The sequence below is a fragment of the Mesorhizobium sp. B2-4-15 genome (assembly GCF_006658505.1).
Taxonomy (GTDB): domain Bacteria; phylum Pseudomonadota; class Alphaproteobacteria; order Rhizobiales; family Rhizobiaceae; genus Mesorhizobium.
Map to the genome: position 1 here is coordinate 283,968 of NZ_VFUZ01000003.1, position 18,343 is coordinate 302,310.

Consider the following 18,343-nt stretch of genomic DNA (forward strand, 5'->3'; position numbering starts at 1 on the left):
CCTATTCGCCCTTTGCCTCAGCCGCCTTCAGACTGGCGGGATCGATGTTGACGCGCACCCTGTTCTCGAACACCAGGATCTTGCCATTGTCCTGGACCGACAAGGAATCCGCGGTGATCTGCGACCCGCCACGACTGACGTCGACGGGATCATCCGTCTTCATAGTGCCTTTGCCCATGTCGAGGAAGACCGATTTAAACTTGGCTTGCATACCATCGGTCGTGGTGATCGTGACGTCGCTGTTCAGTTTCATGGTATTGCCGTCGCGATCGTAGGTACCGCGCGAGGCTTTGACCGCCGCTACGTTGTCGGGCGCGATCGGCACCTTGGCGTCTATGCCTTCGAGTTCGATGACGCCTTGCGTGCTGACATCCTGTATCGCCCGCAGGGCTGTCATCGAATAGGGCTGCTTCTGCTTGGTGAAACCGTTGAGCCTGGGATTGGCCATCACCAGCTTGCCGTTGGAAAAAGCGGTGCCTTCGGCCTGCACCGCGACGGAGACGGGCGCCGCAAGATAGGAATAGACGGGGAAGGCGACGGCGATCAACGCCGCAGCCAAGGGCACGGCGAATTTGAGCACCCGCACGCGGCGCGAATGACGCTGGGCGCGGTCGAACGCATCGCTCCGTGTCCGGCCATCCGCCGGGGGAGCCAACTCCGTCTCGGGGCTGGTCGGTTCATTCGGTCGCGCTAACATGACTGCTTTCTTCTAAAACCCCTGCCCGCCCGGAGCACCGCCTATAGGTGGGATGCCAGCGCCCTCAAGCAAGCACAAGCCGACGAAAACCGCAAAAATGTGACAGCTGCCGTTGTACAAACGAAACCCAGGTCAGCACAACAACCGGTACTTCATAGCAGAAATGGACGCCGTTGCGTCGTTTTTTCATCGCTGCTGTTCTTCCCCTTTAACTCGGGTCCTTTGCCCGGGCCAGTCACAAAATGGACAGCATGGGATTGGGGCGCGCGGATTGCCGCGCCGTCGGGAAGACGGAACAGCTTCCCGATGCGGGCATCATGGTCTAAAAGCGTCTCTTCCCGCCGATTGTGAGGCTGACCATGGCACTGAGAGCCGACGACCTGATCGACCGCCGCCGTTTGCGGCGCAAGCTGACTTTCTGGCGTGTCACGGCCTTCGGCATCGTGGCGCTTGGGGTGATTATGCTGTCGGCCTGGCTCTACCGCGACGATTTCGGCGGATCGACCGTCGACCATATCGCCAAGGTCAGGATCGAAGGGACCATCACCGAGGATGACGAGTTGATAAAGCGGCTGGAGACCATCCGCCAGTCGTCGAAGGTAAAAGGCGTGATCCTTGCGATCGATTCGCCTGGCGGCACCACTGTCGGCGGCGAATCGATCTTTGAGGAGGTGCGCAAGGTAGCCGCCGACAAGCCTGTAGTGGCCGAAGTCGGCACCCTCGCCGCCTCGGCGGGCTATATGATCGCCAGTGCCGCCGACCACATTGTCGCCCGCAAGACCTCGATCGTCGGTTCGATCGGCGTGCTGATCCAGTATCCCGACGTCAGCGGCCTGATGGACAAGCTCGGCGTCAAGCTGGAGGAGGTGAAATCCTCGCCGCTCAAGGCCTCGCCGTCTCCCTTCAAGCCGACCAATGACGACGAGCGCGCCATGGTCCGCAAGCTCATCCTCGACAGCTATGACTGGTTCGTCGGCATCGTCGCCGAGCGCCGCAAGATGACCCACGAACAAGCGTTGGCGCTTGCCGACGGTTCGATCTTCACCGGCCGCCAGGGTGTCGCCAACGGCCTGATCGACTCCGTCGGCGGCGAGACCGAGGCCATCGACTGGCTGGCGACCAAGGGTGTCGATGCCAAACTCAAGGTGGTCGAGTGGAAGAACACCGAACGGCGCGGAGGCTTCTTCTGGTCAAAGGCCATGGTGAAAACGATCGTCAGCGCGCTCGGCCTGCCTGACTACAGCGGCGATGTCATCCATGAACTCGGCGCCGACCGCTTGTTTCTTGACGGTCTCGTTTCCGTCTGGCACCCTTGAGACGCCGCCTGGGACTGAAAAAACAAACAAAATCATCCTCATAATTTTGACCGCACGGCTTTCACGGGGACCCGTCTGATGATCAAGTCCGAACTTGTGCAGATTATTGCCACGCGCAATCCGCATCTTTTCCTGCGCGACGTCGAAAACATCGTTGGTGCGATCTTCGATGAAATCACCGACGCCCTTGCCGAAGGCAACCGGGTCGAACTGCGGGGCTTCGGCGCCTTTTCGGTGAAAAACCGCCCCGCGCGCACCGGCCGCAATCCGCGCACCGGTGAATCCGTCGAGGTCGAGGAGAAATGGGTGCCGTTCTTCAAGACCGGCAAGGAACTGCGCGAAAGGCTGAACGGCGGCAAGTAGGCGCAACATCAGCGCCAGACGGCCTTGTCCGGCCCGCTTGCGACGGAAGATATCATGCTCAATCGCTTCATGCTCATCGTGATCTTCGTGCCCCTGGCGATCATCCTGATCGCTCTGGCCGTCGCCAACCGCGAACTCGTCGCCTTCACGCTGGACCCGTTCAACCCCGGCAATCCGAAGCTGACGCTCACCTTGCCGCTGTTCATCTTCCTGTTCCTGGCGCTCGGCATGGGCATGATCGTCGGCAGCCTGGCAACCTGGGTCAAGCAGGGCCGCTACCGCAAGCTGGCGCGTCAACGCGGCGTCGAGGCGGAAAACCTGCGCCAGGCGGTCAGCCGCGCCCCGGCGGCGCCGCAGGGGCCGGTGCTGCCGAAGCCGAGCAATTGAACCGCCGGCCGGCGCCTTTCGTTTCACGGAGCTTTTCATGCTGACCATTTCGGCCGCCGAGGTCGACCGTGCGCTGACCTTTCCGGGATTGGTCGAAACGTTGCGCACCGCGTTTCGCGAGGGTGCGGTGCAGCCCGTCAGGCATCATCACGCGGTCGAACGGCCTGATGGTGCGGCCTCGACCTTGCTGCTGATGCCGGCATGGACCGATTTCAATGCCGCCGGCACCTCGGCCGGGGGGCACGTCGGTGTCAAGATCGTCACCGTCTCGCCCGATAACAACGCCATCGGCAAGCCCGCCGTGATGGGGCTCTATCTTCTGCTCAACGGCAGCACCGGCGAACCGGAAGCCCTGATCGACGGCCAGCGGCTGACGCAGTGGCGGACGGCCTGCGCCTCGGCGCTCGCGGCGTCCTATCTCGCCCGCGACGATGCCTCACGCCTGCTTGTGGTCGGCGCCGGCGCCCTGTCGCCGTTCCTCGCCAAGGCGCATTCGGCGGTGCGGCCGATCGAGACCATCCGCATTTGGAACCGCACTCCGGCCAATGCCGAGAAAGTCGCGGCGGATCTGCGCGCCGAAGGCTTCGCGGCGAGCGCCGCGACCGATCTCGATGCCGAGCTTGGCCAGGCTGATATCGTCTCCTCAGCGACGATCACCACCACGCCGCTTATCAAGGGCGCGCTGTTGCGGCCGGGAACCCATGTCGACCTGGTCGGCGGCTTCACCCCGGCGATGCGCGAAAGCGACGATGACGCGATCGCACGCGCCCGCGTCTATGTCGACACCCGCGCCGGCGCCACCAAGGAGGCCGGCGACATCGTCCAGCCACTGGCCTCGGGCGTCCTGAAACCGGAAGCCATCATCGCCGACCTGCACGAACTCGCACGCAATCAGAAGAAGGGCCGCGAGAGCACTGACGAGATCACGCTGTTCAAGTCGGTCGGCGCCGCGCTTGAGGACCTTGCCGCCGGCATTGCCGTTTACAAGGCGCTCAAGCCGTAGCACCTGCGAGCTTCTTCGCGGCCCCGGTCGTCAGCCGTCCACAATCGCCGTTTGTTGCGCACAAGGGCATAGCTGTGGCAGAAGCGGGCCGAACCGCCGGAGATGCTGCTTCTTGAAGTCTTTTCGCGACAAACGCCGCGACGGCCGCCCGCACCAGCCGGCGAAGGGTGGGACCGCACAGCCGCGCCCGCAGGAGAATCGGCCGGCGGTCAAGACAGACGTCCGGCCGCGCGAACCGCGTGACTTGAAACCGGATAGTCAGCCCGCGCCGAAATCTTCGCCGCGCATCCTCGCCCGTCGCGACGGCGCCCTGCCGGCCGAGCAGCTTCCGCTGATCCTCGAAGTGGCGCCCAACGCCGATTATGCCCTGCTCGACAGCGGCTCCGGCCAGAAGCTTGAACAATACGGCCCCTACCGCATCGTGCGGCCCGACGGCCAGGCGATCTGGCGGAAGGCCTTGCCGGCAAAGGACTGGGAGCGTGCCGACGCTATCTTCACCGGCGACACCGACGAGGAAGGAATTGGCCGCTGGCGCTTTCCCAAGACGCCACTCGGCGAAACCTGGCCGATGAAGCATGACGGCATCGATTATCTCGGCCGTTTCACCTCGTTTCGCCATGTCGGCGTTTTTCCGGAGCAAGCCTCGCATTGGGACCACATGGCCGGGCTGATCGCGGCGGCGAAGCGGCCGGTCAAGGTGCTGAACCTGTTCGGCTATACGGGGCTCGCGTCTCTCGTAGCAGCCCGCGCGGGCGCCGAGGTCACCCATGTCGACGCCTCGAGGAAAGCGATCGGCTGGGCGCGCGAAAACCAGGAGATGGCCGGGCTGGGCAACAAGCCGATCCGCTGGATCGTCGACGACGCGATGAAATTCGCCGAACGCGAGGAGCGCCGCGGCAGCCGCTACGACATCATTCTCTTCGATCCGCCCGCCTATGGCCGTGGTCCCAAGGGCGAGGTCTGGCAATTGTTCGAGGATCTGCCGGCATTGACCGATCTCTGCCGCGCGATCCTGACGCCGAAGCCGCTTGCCGTGGTGCTGACCGCCTATTCGATCCGCGCCTCCTTCTTCGCAATCCATGCCTTGATGCGCGACACCTTTGCCGGCATGGGCGGCAGGGTCGAATCGGGTGAGCTGATCATCCGTGAAAAGTCCGCCGGCCGGGCGCTTTCGACATCACTTTTTTCGCGTTGGGTGGCTTGAATGAACGAGCGGCACGTGGGCGCACCCGGCCAGGTGAAGGAAGTCACCAGCCTCGCCAATCCGCTCGTGAAGGACATCAAGGCACTCGCCTTGAAGAAATTCCGCGACCAGCAGAACGCCTTCATGGCCGAGGGACTGAAGCTGGTCATCGATGCGCTCGACTTGGGCTGGCAGATCAGAACCCTGGTCTTCGCCAAGGCCGGACGCGGCAACCCGGCGGTGGAGAAGGTCGCCGCGCGCACCGTTGCCGCCGGCGGCACCGTGCTCGAAGTGTCGGAAAAGGTGCTTGTCGCCATCACTCGCCGCGACAATCCGCAAATGGTGGTCGGCGTCTTCTCGCAGAAATTCCAGACACTGAAGGACATCCGCGCCGGCAATGGCGATGTCTGGGTGGCGCTCGACCGGGTGCGCGACCCCGGCAATCTCGGCACCGTCATCCGCACCGTCGATGCCGTTGGCGCCAAGGGTGTCATCCTGGTCGGCGACACCACCGATCCTTTTTCGGTGGAGACGGTGCGCGCCACCATGGGTTCCATCTTCGCCGTGCCGGTGGCGAAGGCAACGACCGAGGCCTTCCTTGCCTGGCGCGGCGGATTTTCAGGCCTTGTCGCCGGCACGCATCTGAAAGGCGCGGTCGACTACCGCTCGGTCGATTTTTCCCGCGGGCCGGTGCTGCTGATGATGGGCAACGAGCAGCAGGGCCTGCCCGAAAGCCTGGCGGCCAGTTGCGACAGATTGCTCAGGATTCCGCAAGCCGGCCGCGCCGATTCGCTCAATCTCGCCGTCGCCACCGGCATCATGCTGTTCGAGATCCGGCGCGGTGCGCTGAAGCTCGACCCCATCGCGGACTCCAAGTGAGGGCTATCCAACCTTGAAATCGTGGTCCCCCTACGCCCTGCTCGTCGTCGTGGCCATCGCGCTCGACCAATGGATAAAACATCTGGTCGAAGCCGGGCTGCCCTTCCAGGAAAAGCTCGATCTGTTGCCGTTCCTGGCGCTGTTTCGCACCTACAACACCGGCATCGCCTTCTCGATGTTTTCCTCCTTCGGCGACACTGGCCTGGTGGTCGTCGCCGTGCTGGTCGTCGCCTTCGTACTTTATCTCGCCACCCGCACGCCGTCCGGTCATGTCGTCGCCCGCACCGGCTTTGCCTTGATCATCGGCGGTGCGCTGGGCAATTTGATCGACCGCGCCGTTTACGGCCACGTCATCGATTACATCCTGTTTCACACGCCGGTTTGGTCCTTTGCCGTCTTCAACCTTGCCGACGCCCTCATTTCGGTGGGCGCGGCACTGGTCGTCTTCGACGAACTCATCGGCTGGCGGCGCGAGCCCACGCCTTCGAACGATTGACCCGACGCGGTCATCGCCGCACAGTCAGCCCGACAAGCAAGCTCGCGGAGAAAAAGATGTCAGAAACCTTCAAAGCCATCCTCATTTCGCGCGACGCCGACAAAAAGCAGTCGGTAGCCGTGACGGACCTCACCGACGCCGACCTGATGGAGGGCGACGTCACCGTCGCGGTCGAGGCGACGACGGTGAACTACAAGGATGGACTGGCCATTACCGGCAAGGCGCCGGTGGTCCGCCGCTGGCCGCTGGTGCCGGGCATCGACTTCGCCGGCACCGTCATCTCGTCTTCCAATCCCGACTGGCGCAAGGGAGACAAGGTCATCCTGAACGGCTGGGGCGTCGGCGAGACCCATTTCGGCGCCTATGCCGGGCGCGCTCGCGTCAACGGTGACTGGCTGGTGCCGCTGCCGAAAGGCATGAGCCCGCATGATGCGATGGCGGTCGGCACCGCTGGCTACACCGCCATGCTTTCTGTCATGGCGCTGGAACGGCACGGCATCCTGCCCGATCGCGGCCCCGTGGTGGTGACGGGCGCGGCCGGCGGCGTCGGTTCGGTCGCGATCTCGATCCTGTCCAGCCTCGGCTACCATGTCGTTGCGTCCACGGGCCGCAATGCCGAAAGCCCCTATCTGATCAACCTCGGTGCCGCCGAGGTGATATCGCGCGACGAACTCAGCCAGCCCGCCAAACCGCTGGCCAAGGAGCGCTGGGCCGGCGGCGTCGATTCGGTCGGCAGCCACACGCTGGCCAACGTTCTCTCGATGACCTCCTATGGCGGCGCGGTCGCCGCCTGCGGCCTGGCCGGCGGCATGGACCTGCCGGCAAGCGTGGCCCCCTTCATCCTGCGCGGCGTCTCGCTGCTCGGCATCGATTCGGTGATGGCGCCGAAGGCCGTGCGCATCGAGGCCTGGCGGCGCATTGGCACCGACCTCGACCTGGGGAAGCTCGCCAGCCTGTCCACGACCATCGGCTTCGACGGCATCATCGATGCGGCACGCGATATCGTCGACGGCAAGATCCGCGGACGCGTCGTCGTCGACATGTGACCGGCTCGCCGATCGCTGGCGGCGGACGGAATTGCCGAATCCGGCGGCGAACCCGCCGCTGCCGGGACAAAAACGCCCGATCTGCTAAAATTCGAACGATCCGCCGCAATTTTCCATAATCTCTGTCTGGCAAGGATTTCGCATGATCGCGCAATCCGACAGGCAACAGGCGGACACTGGCGACGACGTCGATGCGGTATCCGCGCCGGCGCGGCGCTTTATCGCCTCGCCACCGCTGGTGCCCGAACAGCAATCGGCCAGGCAGCAAGGGCCGCTCCTGACTTTCGTTGTCATCCTGGCGCTGGCGGGCCTGTCCCATCTGACCGGTGCGCCGATCTTTGTCAGCCTCGCACTGCTGGCGACCGGCCTCGCCGGCCTCGCCATGCATCTACACGCCAGACGTCGCGTCCATCGTACCGCGGTGCTGCTTGACGAGACCACCGCCCGCAGCCGCGCCGAGATCGAGACGCTGGCCGACCGCATGTGGGAGATGCAGGAAAGCGAGGAGCGCTTTCGCGGTCTCATCGACGCGCTTGGCGACCTCGTCATCCACCGCGATCGCGACGGTTACATCGTCTATGCCAACAAGGTGTTCGCCGATCTGGTCGGTACCGATCAGCGCGACCTTGCCGGAAAGACGCTGGCCGAACTTGGCATCGAAGTCGGCATCGTTCCCGATGCCGCCTTTTCCGATCACGAGTGCCTGAGTTCCACCGACGTCGCCATCCGCACGCCGAGCGGCCCGCGCTGGTTCTCGTGGATCGAGCTGTCGGTGCGCGAGAAGGACAGCGGCGCGGTTTCCCATCGCGCGATCGCCCGCGACATCACCGCCCGCAAGCGCGCCGAATCCTCACTGATCACAGCGCGCGAGCGAGCCGAATATGCCAGCCAGGCCAAATCGCGCTTCCTCGCCACCGTCAGCCATGAAATCCGCACGCCGATGAACGGCATCATGGGCATGGCGAGGCTCTTGGCCGACACCAGCCTGTCGGCGGAGCAGCAGACCTATGTCGGCGCCATCTCGACCTCCGCCAGCGCCCTGCTCGCCCTGATCGAGGACCTGCTCGACTATTCCAAGATCGAGGCCGGACGCTTCGATCCGGAACCGCAGCCCATGTCGGTGCGCGAGATCGCCGACAACATCATCGAACTGCTGGCGGCGCGCGCCTTCGCCAAGGATATCGGTCTCGGTTGTCACGTCGAGCCGGACGTACCGCAAATGATCACCGCCGATCCGGGCCGGGTCAGGCAGGTGCTGCTCAACCTCATCGGCAACGCCATCAAGTTCACCGACAGCGGCGGCGTGCTGGTCAGCGTGGCGCGTGCCCGCACCGAGACCAGCGACCGCATCTGCTTCACCATCGCCGACACCGGTCCCGGCCTGCGCGACGAAGACATGGAGCGCATCTTCGAGGAATTCGAGCAGGCCGACGGCACGTCGACGCGCGCGCATGGAGGGGCCGGTCTTGGACTTGCCATCTCCAAGCGCCTGGTGGCTGCCATGGGCGGCACGATCTCAGTCTCCAGCCGGCTTGGGCAAGGATCGGAATTCGTCTTCGAAATCCCGGCCATAGCGGCCACCGAGGCGCCACAGGGCCGGCTGAACGCGCTTGCCGGCAGGCGCGCGGTGATCCTGTCCAGGAACACCGTCGAAGCCGACGCCATCGCCCGCACCATCCGCGCCAATGGCGGCACCGCCGGTATCGCCACCACCGTGGCGCAGGCCGCATCCTTTGCCGACGGCTGCGACGTGCTTCTGGTCGACGCGGCCATGGAAGAGAGCGACGGACGGCTGCTCAAGCGATTGCGCCAAAGCGGCCTTTCCGATTGCGAAGCCGTCACGCTGATCGCGCCGACCGACCGCGGCATGCTTGGCGAATTCCGCGCCAGCGGCTACGCGACCTTCCTGGCCCGGCCGGTGCGCGGGGGAACACTTTTGCGTGTGCTTATGAGCAGCCATGCATCGGCCCTGACCCAGCCCCAGCCGGAAGAGCGCCGCATCCCGGCGCTTCGCGCCGCCGGCGAGCGCCAGCAGGGCCTGTCCGTGCTGATCGCGGAAGACAATGACATCAATGCCATGCTGGCCCGCGCCACGCTGTTGAAGGCCGGGCATCGCGTCAAGGTGGTCGGCAACGGCAAGGCCGCCGTCGAGGCCGTCATCAGCGCCGGGCACAAGCACCGCTTCGACGTGGTGCTGATGGACCTGCATATGCCGGTCATGGACGGGTTGGACGCAATTGCGGCCATACGCCGCCATGAGGAGGAAACGGCCGTGGCACCCGTGCCGATCATGGTGCTGTCGGCGGACAGCCAGGAAAAGACCCGCCATGCCGTGCTCGCCCATGGCGCCAGCGGCTTCGTGACCAAGCCGCTGGACCCCGACGCCCTGGTCACCGCCGTCGAGAGCCAGGTCGCCGCCTGAGCTGTTTTTTTCCCGCCGCGCGGCGAATGCATGTCCTCCCAAAGCAGCTCTGGTTCCGTCAGGACGACATCCATGAAAACAAGGACTTGAGGCGCGTCGCCTCGATCCGTGCGGACGCGGGGCGCCTCGACTAAGCTCACCGAACATAGCCGGTTGACCGTTTTCGCCAGCCGACGAAGTATTGCCCGCGACGCCGTATCACGGTACTGTCACAATCCTGTTGCACCTACACCGTATCCCCGTGCCAAGAGGGATGGCTCGAAGGAGAATCACTCGTGCATACAGTTATGCCGGAATGTGACACTCGGCCGAACGCCAGCAGCGCCTTGCTCGCCGGACGTAACGTCGATTCCGTCATGAAGGGGGCAGCGCTCGGCCGTATCGGCAACCTCGAAGTGCGGCTTGCCCGCAACGAGGCCGAGATCGCGGCCGCGCAGGAAGTGCGCTACCGTGTCTTCTACGACGAGCTTGGGGCCAGGAAGGACCTGTTCCAGGCGCAGGATCGGCGTGACGCCGATCGGTTCGACCCGCTCTGCGACCATTTGCTTGTCTTCGACAATTCGATTTCCGGTCCCGAACACCGCCGCATCGTCGGCACCTACCGCCTGCTGCGGCAGGAGATCGCGGCCGCTGCCGGAGGCTTCTATTCGGAAGGCGAATTCGAGCTGACCAAGCTCATTGCCCGCCACCCCGGCCAGCGTTTTCTCGAACTTGGCCGTTCCTGTGTTTTGCCCGAATACCGCTCGAAGCGCACCATCGAGGCGCTGTGGCAGGGCATCTGGGCCTACATCAATCACTACGAGATCGGCGTGATGACCGGCTGCGCTTCCTTCCACGGCACCGTGCCGGCCGCGCATGCCGAGGCGCTCACCTACCTTGCCCATCATTGCCGGACCAACTCGGCCTGGGATGTGCGTGCCGTATCCGGGCGCTATTGCTCCATGGACCTGATGCCGATCGAGGCGGTCAACGCCAAGGCGGCGATCGCGGCGATGCCGCCCTTGGTCAAGGGTTATCTGCGGGTCGGCGCCCGCATCGGCGACGGCTGCGTTATCGATCGCGAATTCTCGACGGTAGACGTCTTCGTGGTGATGCCGGTCAAGGAGATCGGCGCCCGCTACGTCAACTACTATGGCGGGGAAGCGCAGCGCTTCGCCGCGTGAACGGTGAGTGACGATCCCTCCAAAGCGTTCGACTCGTTGCGCTTTGCGGCGGCAGGCCTTCTGGATGTCGTCGAAACCACGTCCTATGGAACGCCGGCCCTTAAGGTCGGCGAGAAGTTGCTCGCCAGGGTCAAGGACGCGAACACCATCGTGCTGATGTGTCCGCTCGACGAGAAGGAGATGCTGTTGGAGGCGGCTCCCGAAATCTATTTCGAAACCGATCACTATAAAGGCTGGCCGGCAATCCTGGTCAGGCTGGACAAAATCCCTTCCGAAGAATTGCGCCATCGGCTCGAACAAATTTGGCTGAGGCAGGCGCCGAAGAAATTGGTCGGGGCCTGGCGGGCAGGAAAAGGCTGATTCAAGGAATGTCTTCCGGCCGCCGGCCGGGCCGGCTCTTATAGGACGGAAACGACCATCCATATTTCAGCGCGCCGCCGCGCACCAGGAAGGCTGCCGCAAAACCGATCAGGTTGGAGGCGAGCGGCGGCAGGCCGGCAAGGTCGCCGACTGTATAGAGGCCGGCACCGGCTAGGGCTGCACTGACGTAGATCTCCGGCCTGAGCAGCACAGACGGCTCGCCGGCCAGGAGATCGCGCAGAATGCCGCCGAATGTAGCGGTGAGTACGCCGGTGATGACGGAAACGACAGGCGAACCGGTGATGGCCAGTCCCTTGGCCGCGCCCATCACCGAAAAGGCAGCCAGCCCGATAGCGTCGAGCCAGAGCAGCCATTTCCAGCGCGATTCGGCGCGATGCGCGCTGAAGAACACGAGCACCGCCACCACCGTGCAGATCAGGACATAGCTGGAATTGGCGACCCAGAAAACCGGCAGATTGAGGATGACGTCGCGAAGCGTGCCGCCGCCGATGCCGGTGACGCTGGCCAGGAACAGATAACCGATGATGTCGAGTTGTTTGCGCGACGCAGCCAACGCCCCGGTCGCCGCAAACACGGCGACGCCGGCATAGTCGAGAAGGGCGATGGGATTCAAAGACATGAGGCAGTAGGCGGTGGGGATTAGGAATAGGGTATCAATAGCACGAAGCCGTGCGATTGATACGTCTCCTTAGTTCCCTACTGCCTACTGCCTACTGCCTTACTACGCGTCCTTCTCGGCCTGCTCATTGACCGGCCCCGGCTCGACGGGTGCCTCGGCGGCGATCTTGGGGCCGCCCCTGGCGACGCCGACCATGGCCGGGCGCAGCACGCGCTCGCCGATCGAATAGCCCGGCTGCACGACCTGGACCACCGTGTTGGCCGGCACATCGGGATTGGGCACTTCGAACATCGCCTGGTGGAAATTGGGATCGAACTTCTCGCCCTCCGGAGCGAGTTTCTTGACCCCATGCCGTTCCAGCGCCGACAGCATGGCGCGTTCGGTCAGGTCGACGCCTTCGATCAATGCCTTGAAACCGGCATCACCAGACGCCTTGGCCTCGGCGGGAATGGCGTCCAGCGCGCGGCGCAGATTGTCCGACACCGACAGCATGTCGCGCGCGAAATTCGCAACCGCATAGGTGCGCGCGTCGTGCACGTCGCGCGCGGTGCGGCGGCGCAGGTTTTCCATCTCGGCCGCGACACGCAGAGCGCGGTCCTTCAGCTCTTCATTTTCCTTCAGCAGCCGCACAAGCGCTTCATAGTCGCCATCGATGCTGCCTTCCGTGCGCTCGGCATTGGCATTGGCCTCGGCCGCCTCCACTTCACTGGGCACGCGTTCGTCTTTTGCCTGGTCGCTCATCGCCGTTTCCCGTTATCTCGAATGGTCTGATTTTGTGCCCGATATCGAGGTTCGGCGGCCAAAAATCAAGGGGTAAGCGCCCCTTGGGCCTTTGGCCGGCACTAAGCCGTGACCGGCGGTGATACTTGGATTTTAATTCAAATTTTACCGTACTTGCTGGCTTTGCTTGCGACAAGGGCGTGATGCGGGAACCATTCCCTTGCTGGAGGAGTTTCGGAACCGACATAGGATTTTGAAATGATGACCCGCAACAAGGCTGAAAAGGGAGAACGGCTCGCCACGGAGGTCCGGCGCCAGCTCGGTGCCGAGGCGATGACCCGTTTTTTGCGCACCTTGCCTGCTTTCCGCACCGAGGCCGACATTCCCGACCGCTTCAGGCAATTGCTCGACCGCCTCGACCGATTGGAGGATGGGGACGTAAGCTGGCGACGCCAGTAAGGCTTTCGCCAGGATTCTTACGCGACAATTACGCGCGGTAATTTCGCGTGATCGTCGCCTTGCGGCGGCGGCACGCCCCGCCTATGGTTCGTGATGAACATTATTTCCCCCGACGCGGCCGCTAACAGCAAGCGCGCCTGGCTGAAGATTCTGGCGCGCTACAAGAAGCCGGACCGGCGGCGCAGCGCCATCGAGCTCGCCATCACCCTTATCCCGTTTGCCACGCTCTGGGCGCTCTCTTCGGCCGCCTATGCCTATGGCCATTGGTGGGGGCTGGTCCTGATCCTTCCGGCGGCTGGGTTCCTGGTACGCATCTTCATGATCCAGCATGATTGCGGCCATGGATCCTTCTTCGCCAATCGTGTCGCCGACGACTGGATCGGCCGCGCGCTCGGCGTCCTGACCTTGACACCCTACGACTGCTGGCGGCGCGCCCACGCGACACATCATGCCGGCGCCGGCAATCTCGACGAGCGCGGCACGGGCGACATCCGGACCCTGACCGTTGCCGAATACCGGCGGATGTCCTGGCGTGGCCGCCTTGCCTATCGGCTCTACCGCCATCCGCTGGTGATGTTCGGTCTCGGGCCGATCTGGCTGTTCATCTTCTCGCAAAGGCTGCCTGTCGGCATGATGCGTGGCGGGCTGACGCCCTGGGTGTCGTCAATGACCACCAATCTCGCCATCGCGCTTGCGGCGGCCTTGCTTATCTGGGCTGTCGGCCCCGGTGCGTTCCTGGTTGTCCATCTGCCGATCGTCATTCTCGCCGGTTCGGCCGGCGTCTGGCTGTTCTACGTCCAGCACCAGTTCGAGGAGACGGAATGGGCAAAGGATGACGAATGGGAATTCCAGCGCGCCGCCTTGCACGGCTCGTCCTATTACGACCTGCCGCCGGTGCTGAACTGGTTCACCGGCAATATCGGCGTCCACCACGTCCACCACCTCTCCGCCAAGGTGCCGGGCTACCGTCTGCAGGAAGTGCTGCGCGATTATCCGGAGCTGCGCGGCATCGGTCGCGTCACGCTGCTCGAGAGCTTGCGCTGCGTCAAACTGGCATTGTGGGACGAAAACCGCCGCAAGCTGGTGTCGTTCCGCGAGGCACGGGCGGCGGTATAGAGTCTGCCTTCTCCCCGTCACTATACGGGGAGAAGGTGCCGGCAGGCCGATGAGGGGCAGCGCCGGGCTTTCAAAGTGATTTGAAAGCAGCAGCGAACGACACCTGGATCTTAACCTCAGGCCGCCTGGCGCTCCTCGCGCATCAGCATCTCGCCGTGGCGGATTTCCGTGCCCAGCACCTTCAGGCATTCGCGGATGAAGTTGGACAGGCCGGGCCACCCCTTGGCCGACACCATATTGCCGTCGACATGGGCGCCTGTCGGCGCGACGTCGATGTAGATGCCGCCGGCCAACGTCACTTCCGGTTCGCAGTAGTGGAGCGCCGCCACTTCCCTGCCCCGCACCACGCCATCGACCGCGATCAGGATCTGCACGCCATGGCAGATGGTGAAGATCGGCTTGCCAGCCTCGTGGAAATGCCGCACCAGCGCCTGCACCCGCTTGTCGATGCGGATGTATTCCGGTCCGCGCCCGCCGGCCGCGTAGACGGCGTCGTATTTGGCCGGGTCCACCTCGGCAAACGTCTTGTTGAGGATGTAGTCGTGGCCGAGCTTTTCCGTATAGGTCTGGTGGCCTTCGAAGTCGTGCAGCGAGGTCTTCAGCACATCGCCTGCCTTCTTGTCCGGGCACACGACATGGACGGTGTGTCCGACGGCATGCATGGCCTGTTCGAAAACGAAAATCTCATATTCCTCGCTGAACTCGCCAACGAGCATCAATATCTTCTTGGCAGCCATTCCCGATTCCTCCCTTGTGGCCATTTATTCCTTTGTGGCCATTTATTTCGGATCACAAAATAATAATGCCATCCTACGGCCAAGACGTCCTTCGGGAAAGAGAGAAACGCAAAATTGGTCAGACCAGTTTTGGCGAAATTCCGCCTCTCTGAAGTCCGAGTCTATCGCCTCGACTGAAAATGGTTTACCTGGTTCGACCAGAATGCCGGAAGAGGTGGCATGGACGACAAGCTGGCGTCAGCTTGAGCGCACGCGCCGCCAGGAATATTTCGGGCCTTTGGGCTCCGGCACGGCGGCTGGCTGGTAATAGAGTCCCAATCCGCCTGTGCGGCCCTCTTCCAGGCGCTTGAGCAGCACCGGGTTCGAGATCTCGAACTCGTCGAAGCCGAGGCGGAGCATATGCGGCAGCTGGTCGACAAGAACCTGCCCAGTGGCGCGCACCGCACCTTCGAAATGGTAGCGGCTGCGCAGCAATTCGCCCTTGGAGAAGGAGCGGCCGTCGTTGAAGGCCGGAAAGGCGAGCGCCACCAGCGACAGCTGGTCGAGCAGATCAGCGATCTTCTCGAGCTGGTCGCCGGGCTGCAGCAGGACGCCAAGCCGCTCCCTGGCGGAAAGGCGCACCTCCGGATCAAGATCGAGGAACGGCTGCAGCGGCAGGATGAAGCGGCCATTGCCGGAAAGCGCGTCTGCGTTTTCGGCATGGGCCCACTCATCCTCGCGAAAACCCTCCGGGGTCCAGAGCCGGGTCTCCGGTGTCGTCGATTCAGTCATCAAAATTCCCAAAATTCGAAGAGCTCAAGGGTGTGTTGAAATTCAGGTCAGGCCACGTCGAAAACGGCTGCTTCCGAGGCCGGAGCGGAGCGTACTTGAAGTACGTGAGTACCGGAAGCGCAGGAAGCCGCCGTTTGCAGACCGGCCTCACCTGAATTGCAACATACCCTATAGTGATGCGTCGGTCAGCGACACTTCCAGCCCCGACAGGTGAATGCCGCATTCGGTCTTGGCATGACCGGCCCAGCGGCCGCTGCGCGCGTCCTCGCCCGGCTGCACCGGCTGCGTGCACGGGAAGCAGCCGATCGACAGATAGCCGTAGGCGACGAGCGGATTTTCGCGCAGCACATGCGCGCGCATGTAGTCCGCCTGATCCGATGTCGTCCAATGCGCCAGCGGATTGATGCGGATGCGCGGGCCGACCGCCTCGAACACCGGAAGTGCTGCCCGTGTCGAGGCCTGGAAGCGCTTGCGTCCGGTCAACCATGCGCGGAAGGGTGCGACCCCACGCGCCAGCGGCTCGACCTTGCGCACGTTGCAGCAGGCATCGGTGTCGCTCTGGTGGAGATTGCCCGTCGGGTCTGTCCGCTCAAGTGCGGCCTCCTCCGGCTTGATGACCTGGATGTTGGTCAGCCCGAAATCGGCGACGAGCGCGTCGCGGTAGCCGAGTGTCTCCTCGAAATGCTTGCCGGTGTCGAGGAAGATGACCGGTAGCGACCGGTCGATCTCGGCGATCATGTGCAGCAGCACGGCGGAATCGGCACCGAAAGACGACACGGCCGCGATTTCGTCGCGGAACAGTTCGCCGGCCGTGCGTTCGATGATCTCGAGCGGCTTCAGATGGCCGTAGAGCGCGTCGAGCCCCGCCGCCTTGGCGGCGACGCCGTCATCGACATCGGCTATACGGTCAAGCAGCCTTGGCTTCGCCAGCATAGAGCGCCTCCTTGAACGGCGCGGGACCGACACGGCGGTAGGCGTCGATGAATTTTTCCTGAGGGTCGGTCCGAAGGCCGAGATAGGTGTCGACGATCGTCTCGATGGCATCGGTGATCTCTTCGGACGAGAAGCCGCGGCCGATGATCTCGCCGACCGACGTGTTCTCGTCGGCGGAGCCGCCGAGCGTGACCTGATAGAGCTCGGAGCCCTTCTTCTCGACGCCGAGGATGCCGATATGGCCGACATGGTGATGGCCGCAGGCATTGATGCAGCCGGAAATCTTCAGCTTCAGTTCACCGATCTCGCGCTGCCGCTCCAGCGAGGCGAAGCGGCGCGAGATTTCCTGGGCGATCGGGATCGAGCGCGCCGTCGCCAGCGCGCAATAGTCGAGGCCCGGGCACGAGATGATGTCCGATATCAGGTTGGAATTGGCCGTCGCCAGGCCGATGTCGACAAGGGCGTCATAGATCGCCTTGAGGTCGGCGCGCGCCACATGCGGCAGGATCAGGTTCTGCTCATGGCTGACGCGAAGTTCGTCGAAGGCGTATTTTTCGGCGATGTCGGCCACCGCTTCCATCTGGCTGTCCGAGGCGTCGCCCGGCACGTCGCCAATGCCCTTGAGCGAAATCGTCACCGCCGCGTAGTCGGGATGGCGATGCGTCACCACATTCTGGTCGAGCCACTCCGAGAAACCCTTGGAATCGAGGCGGGCCAGCTTCACGGCCTCGTCGCCATCGGGCCGATCAACCAGCGCCGGCGGCGCGAAATACGCTTCGATGGCGCGGATGTCGGCCTCAGGCAGTTTAAGCTCGGCGTCCTTCAACTCCTGCCATTCGGCCTCGACTTGCCGGGTGATTTCCTCAACGCCGGTCTCATGGACGAGGATCTTGATGCGCGCCTTGTACTTGTTGTCGCGGCGGCCATAGAGATTGTAAACGCGCAGGATCGCCGTGCAGTAGGACAGAAGGTCGGCTTCCGGCAGGAAGTCGCGGATCTTCCTCGCCACCATCGGCGTGCGGCCCTGGCCACCACCGATATAGACGGCGAAGCCGAGCTCACCGGCGGCGTTCTTCTTCAGATGCAGCCCGATATCATGCGTCTGGATGGCGGCACGGTCGCGCTCGGCACCCGTCACCGCGATCTTGAATTTTCTGGGCAGGAACGAGAATTCCGGGTGCACCGACGACCATTGCCGCAGGATTTCCGCATAGGGGCGCGGATCGGCGGCCTCGTCGGCGGCAGCCCCGGCAAAATGGTCGGCGGTAACGTTGCGAATGCAATTGCCGCTGGTCTGGATGGCGTGCATCTCCACACTTGCCAGGTCGGCCAGGATCGCCGGAATGTCCGACAGCGCCGGCCAGTTGAACTGGATGTTCTGGCGTGTGGTGAAATGCCCGTAGCCCTTGTCGTATTTGCGGGCGATGTGGCCAAGCATGCGCAACTGCTTGCTGTTCAGCGTGCCATAGGGCACCGCGATGCGCAGCATGTAGGCGTGCAATTGCAGATAGACGCCGTTCATCAGCCTGAGCGGCCGGAACTGGTCCTCGGTGATCTCGCCGGACAGCCGGCGCTGGACCTGGTCGCTGAACTCGGCGACGCGGGCCTGGACAAAATCGTGGTCGAACTCATCGTAACGGTACATGCTTCGT

Annotated in this window: 20 protein-coding genes; 13 read left to right on the top strand and 7 right to left on the bottom strand. The window is 63.6% G+C overall.

Features of this window, described 5'->3' with window-relative positions:
• Position 1 precedes the first annotated feature (1 nt).
• Complete coding sequence (gene lptC / locus FJ930_RS05605; protein ID WP_140744892.1) at positions 2 to 697, bottom strand: LPS export ABC transporter periplasmic protein LptC; 696 nt, start codon at positions 695 to 697, stop codon at positions 2 to 4.
• Between the two features lie 359 nt (positions 698 to 1,056).
• Between lptC and sppA the strand changes: the two genes are divergently transcribed.
• The 11 genes from sppA to FJ930_RS05660 all read left to right on the top strand — a co-directional run bounded on the left by sppA (position 1,057) and on the right by FJ930_RS05660 (position 11,315).
• Complete coding sequence (gene sppA, locus FJ930_RS05610) at positions 1,057 to 2,013, top strand: signal peptide peptidase SppA (protein WP_141835707.1); 957 nt, start codon at positions 1,057 to 1,059, stop codon at positions 2,011 to 2,013.
• Positions 2,014 to 2,091: 78 nt separating this feature from the next.
• Positions 2,092 to 2,376: an integration host factor subunit beta gene (locus FJ930_RS05615; RefSeq protein WP_006200394.1), complete on the top strand. Its 285-nt coding sequence runs from the start codon at positions 2,092 to 2,094 to the stop codon at positions 2,374 to 2,376.
• Between the two features lie 54 nt (positions 2,377 to 2,430).
• On the top strand, positions 2,431 to 2,763 hold the full coding sequence (locus FJ930_RS05620) for a DUF1049 domain-containing protein (protein ID WP_141835710.1): 333 nt from the start codon (positions 2,431 to 2,433) through the stop codon (positions 2,761 to 2,763).
• Positions 2,764 to 2,800: 37 nt separating this feature from the next.
• Complete coding sequence (locus FJ930_RS05625; protein WP_141835713.1) at positions 2,801 to 3,766, top strand: ornithine cyclodeaminase family protein; 966 nt, start codon at positions 2,801 to 2,803, stop codon at positions 3,764 to 3,766.
• Between the two features lie 112 nt (positions 3,767 to 3,878).
• A complete protein-coding gene (locus tag FJ930_RS05630) occupies positions 3,879 to 4,970 on the top strand; it encodes a class I SAM-dependent rRNA methyltransferase (protein WP_141835716.1) in 1,092 nt (363 codons plus the stop codon).
• Positions 4,971 to 5,828, top strand: coding sequence for an RNA methyltransferase (locus FJ930_RS05635; RefSeq protein ID WP_140609189.1), 858 nt, complete (start codon positions 4,971 to 4,973; stop codon positions 5,826 to 5,828).
• A 13-nt stretch (positions 5,829 to 5,841) separates the two neighbouring features.
• Positions 5,842 to 6,324 carry a signal peptidase II gene (gene lspA, locus FJ930_RS05640; RefSeq protein WP_141835719.1) on the top strand — a complete coding sequence of 161 codons (483 nt, stop codon included), beginning with the start codon at positions 5,842 to 5,844 and terminating at the stop codon, positions 6,322 to 6,324.
• A gap of 56 nt (positions 6,325 to 6,380) precedes the next feature.
• On the top strand, positions 6,381 to 7,370 hold the full coding sequence (locus tag FJ930_RS05645) for an MDR family oxidoreductase (protein ID WP_141835722.1): 990 nt from the start codon (positions 6,381 to 6,383) through the stop codon (positions 7,368 to 7,370).
• Positions 7,371 to 7,512: 142 nt separating this feature from the next.
• Positions 7,513 to 9,792, top strand: coding sequence for a PAS domain-containing hybrid sensor histidine kinase/response regulator (locus FJ930_RS05650; RefSeq protein ID WP_141835725.1), 2,280 nt, complete (start codon positions 7,513 to 7,515; stop codon positions 9,790 to 9,792).
• Positions 9,793 to 10,079: 287 nt separating this feature from the next.
• Complete coding sequence (locus tag FJ930_RS05655) at positions 10,080 to 10,955, top strand: GNAT family N-acetyltransferase (RefSeq protein ID WP_181165576.1); 876 nt, start codon at positions 10,080 to 10,082, stop codon at positions 10,953 to 10,955.
• Between the two features lie 3 nt (positions 10,956 to 10,958).
• Complete coding sequence (locus FJ930_RS05660) at positions 10,959 to 11,315, top strand: MmcQ/YjbR family DNA-binding protein (protein WP_141835728.1); 357 nt, start codon at positions 10,959 to 10,961, stop codon at positions 11,313 to 11,315.
• A gap of 1 nt (position 11,316) precedes the next feature.
• Here FJ930_RS05660 and FJ930_RS05665 read toward each other — a convergent pair whose 3' ends face one another.
• Together FJ930_RS05665 and grpE are read right to left on the bottom strand one after the other, a co-directional pair.
• Positions 11,317 to 11,949: a trimeric intracellular cation channel family protein gene (locus tag FJ930_RS05665; protein WP_140744980.1), complete on the bottom strand. Its 633-nt coding sequence runs from the start codon at positions 11,947 to 11,949 to the stop codon at positions 11,317 to 11,319.
• A 108-nt stretch (positions 11,950 to 12,057) separates the two neighbouring features.
• On the bottom strand, positions 12,058 to 12,696 hold the full coding sequence (gene grpE / locus FJ930_RS05670; protein ID WP_141835731.1) for a nucleotide exchange factor GrpE: 639 nt from the start codon (positions 12,694 to 12,696) through the stop codon (positions 12,058 to 12,060).
• A 237-nt stretch (positions 12,697 to 12,933) separates the two neighbouring features.
• Between grpE and FJ930_RS05675 the strand changes: the two genes are divergently transcribed.
• Together FJ930_RS05675 and FJ930_RS05680 are read left to right on the top strand one after the other, a co-directional pair.
• Positions 12,934 to 13,134, top strand: coding sequence for a hypothetical protein (locus tag FJ930_RS05675; protein WP_140744903.1), 201 nt, complete (start codon positions 12,934 to 12,936; stop codon positions 13,132 to 13,134).
• A gap of 93 nt (positions 13,135 to 13,227) precedes the next feature.
• Entirely contained in the window at positions 13,228 to 14,250 is a 1,023-nt protein-coding gene (locus tag FJ930_RS05680) for a fatty acid desaturase (protein WP_141835734.1), read from the top strand.
• 116 nt (positions 14,251 to 14,366) lie between these two features.
• On the opposite strand, the gene FJ930_RS05685 is transcribed toward FJ930_RS05680, so the two are convergent.
• From FJ930_RS05685 to FJ930_RS05700, 4 genes are all read right to left on the bottom strand, one after another.
• The gene (locus tag FJ930_RS05685) at positions 14,367 to 14,987 is read right to left on the bottom strand and encodes a DJ-1/PfpI family protein (protein WP_141835738.1); all 621 of its coding nucleotides are present in this window, start codon (positions 14,985 to 14,987) and stop codon (positions 14,367 to 14,369) included.
• A 237-nt stretch (positions 14,988 to 15,224) separates the two neighbouring features.
• Complete coding sequence (locus FJ930_RS05690) at positions 15,225 to 15,758, bottom strand: DUF934 domain-containing protein (protein WP_140744906.1); 534 nt, start codon at positions 15,756 to 15,758, stop codon at positions 15,225 to 15,227.
• Positions 15,759 to 15,926: 168 nt separating this feature from the next.
• Positions 15,927 to 16,691, bottom strand: a complete 765-nt coding sequence (locus FJ930_RS05695; protein WP_141835742.1) for a phosphoadenylyl-sulfate reductase — start codon at positions 16,689 to 16,691, stop codon at positions 15,927 to 15,929.
• A complete protein-coding gene (locus tag FJ930_RS05700) occupies positions 16,666 to 18,336 on the bottom strand; it encodes a nitrite/sulfite reductase (protein WP_141835745.1) in 1,671 nt (556 codons plus the stop codon). Before FJ930_RS05700 ends, FJ930_RS05695 begins: the two co-directional genes overlap by 26 nt.
• Between the last annotated feature and the right edge of the window lie 7 nt (positions 18,337 to 18,343).

Excerpts from the sequence above, each read along its gene's own strand:
- lptC (WP_140744892.1), bottom strand. The coding sequence starts at position 697 with ATGTTAGCGCGACCGAATGAACCGACCAGCCCCGAGACGGAGTTGGCT.
- sppA (WP_141835707.1), top strand. The coding sequence starts at position 1,057 with ATGGCACTGAGAGCCGACGACCTGATCGACCGCCGCCGTTTGCGGCGC.
- FJ930_RS05615 (WP_006200394.1), top strand. The coding sequence starts at position 2,092 with ATGATCAAGTCCGAACTTGTGCAGATTATTGCCACGCGCAATCCGCAT.
- FJ930_RS05620 (WP_141835710.1), top strand. The coding sequence starts at position 2,431 with ATGCTCAATCGCTTCATGCTCATCGTGATCTTCGTGCCCCTGGCGATC.
- FJ930_RS05625 (WP_141835713.1), top strand. The coding sequence starts at position 2,801 with ATGCTGACCATTTCGGCCGCCGAGGTCGACCGTGCGCTGACCTTTCCG.
- FJ930_RS05635 (WP_140609189.1), top strand. The coding sequence starts at position 4,971 with ATGAACGAGCGGCACGTGGGCGCACCCGGCCAGGTGAAGGAAGTCACC.
- FJ930_RS05645 (WP_141835722.1), top strand. The coding sequence starts at position 6,381 with ATGTCAGAAACCTTCAAAGCCATCCTCATTTCGCGCGACGCCGACAAA.
- FJ930_RS05650 (WP_141835725.1), top strand. The coding sequence starts at position 7,513 with ATGATCGCGCAATCCGACAGGCAACAGGCGGACACTGGCGACGACGTC.
- FJ930_RS05655 (WP_181165576.1), top strand. The coding sequence starts at position 10,080 with ATGCCGGAATGTGACACTCGGCCGAACGCCAGCAGCGCCTTGCTCGCC.
- grpE (WP_141835731.1), bottom strand. The coding sequence starts at position 12,696 with ATGAGCGACCAGGCAAAAGACGAACGCGTGCCCAGTGAAGTGGAGGCG.
- FJ930_RS05675 (WP_140744903.1), top strand. The coding sequence starts at position 12,934 with ATGATGACCCGCAACAAGGCTGAAAAGGGAGAACGGCTCGCCACGGAG.
- FJ930_RS05680 (WP_141835734.1), top strand. The coding sequence starts at position 13,228 with ATGAACATTATTTCCCCCGACGCGGCCGCTAACAGCAAGCGCGCCTGG.
- FJ930_RS05685 (WP_141835738.1), bottom strand. The coding sequence starts at position 14,987 with ATGGCTGCCAAGAAGATATTGATGCTCGTTGGCGAGTTCAGCGAGGAA.
- FJ930_RS05690 (WP_140744906.1), bottom strand. The coding sequence starts at position 15,758 with ATGACTGAATCGACGACACCGGAGACCCGGCTCTGGACCCCGGAGGGT.
- FJ930_RS05695 (WP_141835742.1), bottom strand. The coding sequence starts at position 16,691 with ATGCTGGCGAAGCCAAGGCTGCTTGACCGTATAGCCGATGTCGATGAC.
- FJ930_RS05700 (WP_141835745.1), bottom strand. The coding sequence starts at position 18,336 with ATGTACCGTTACGATGAGTTCGACCACGATTTTGTCCAGGCCCGCGTC.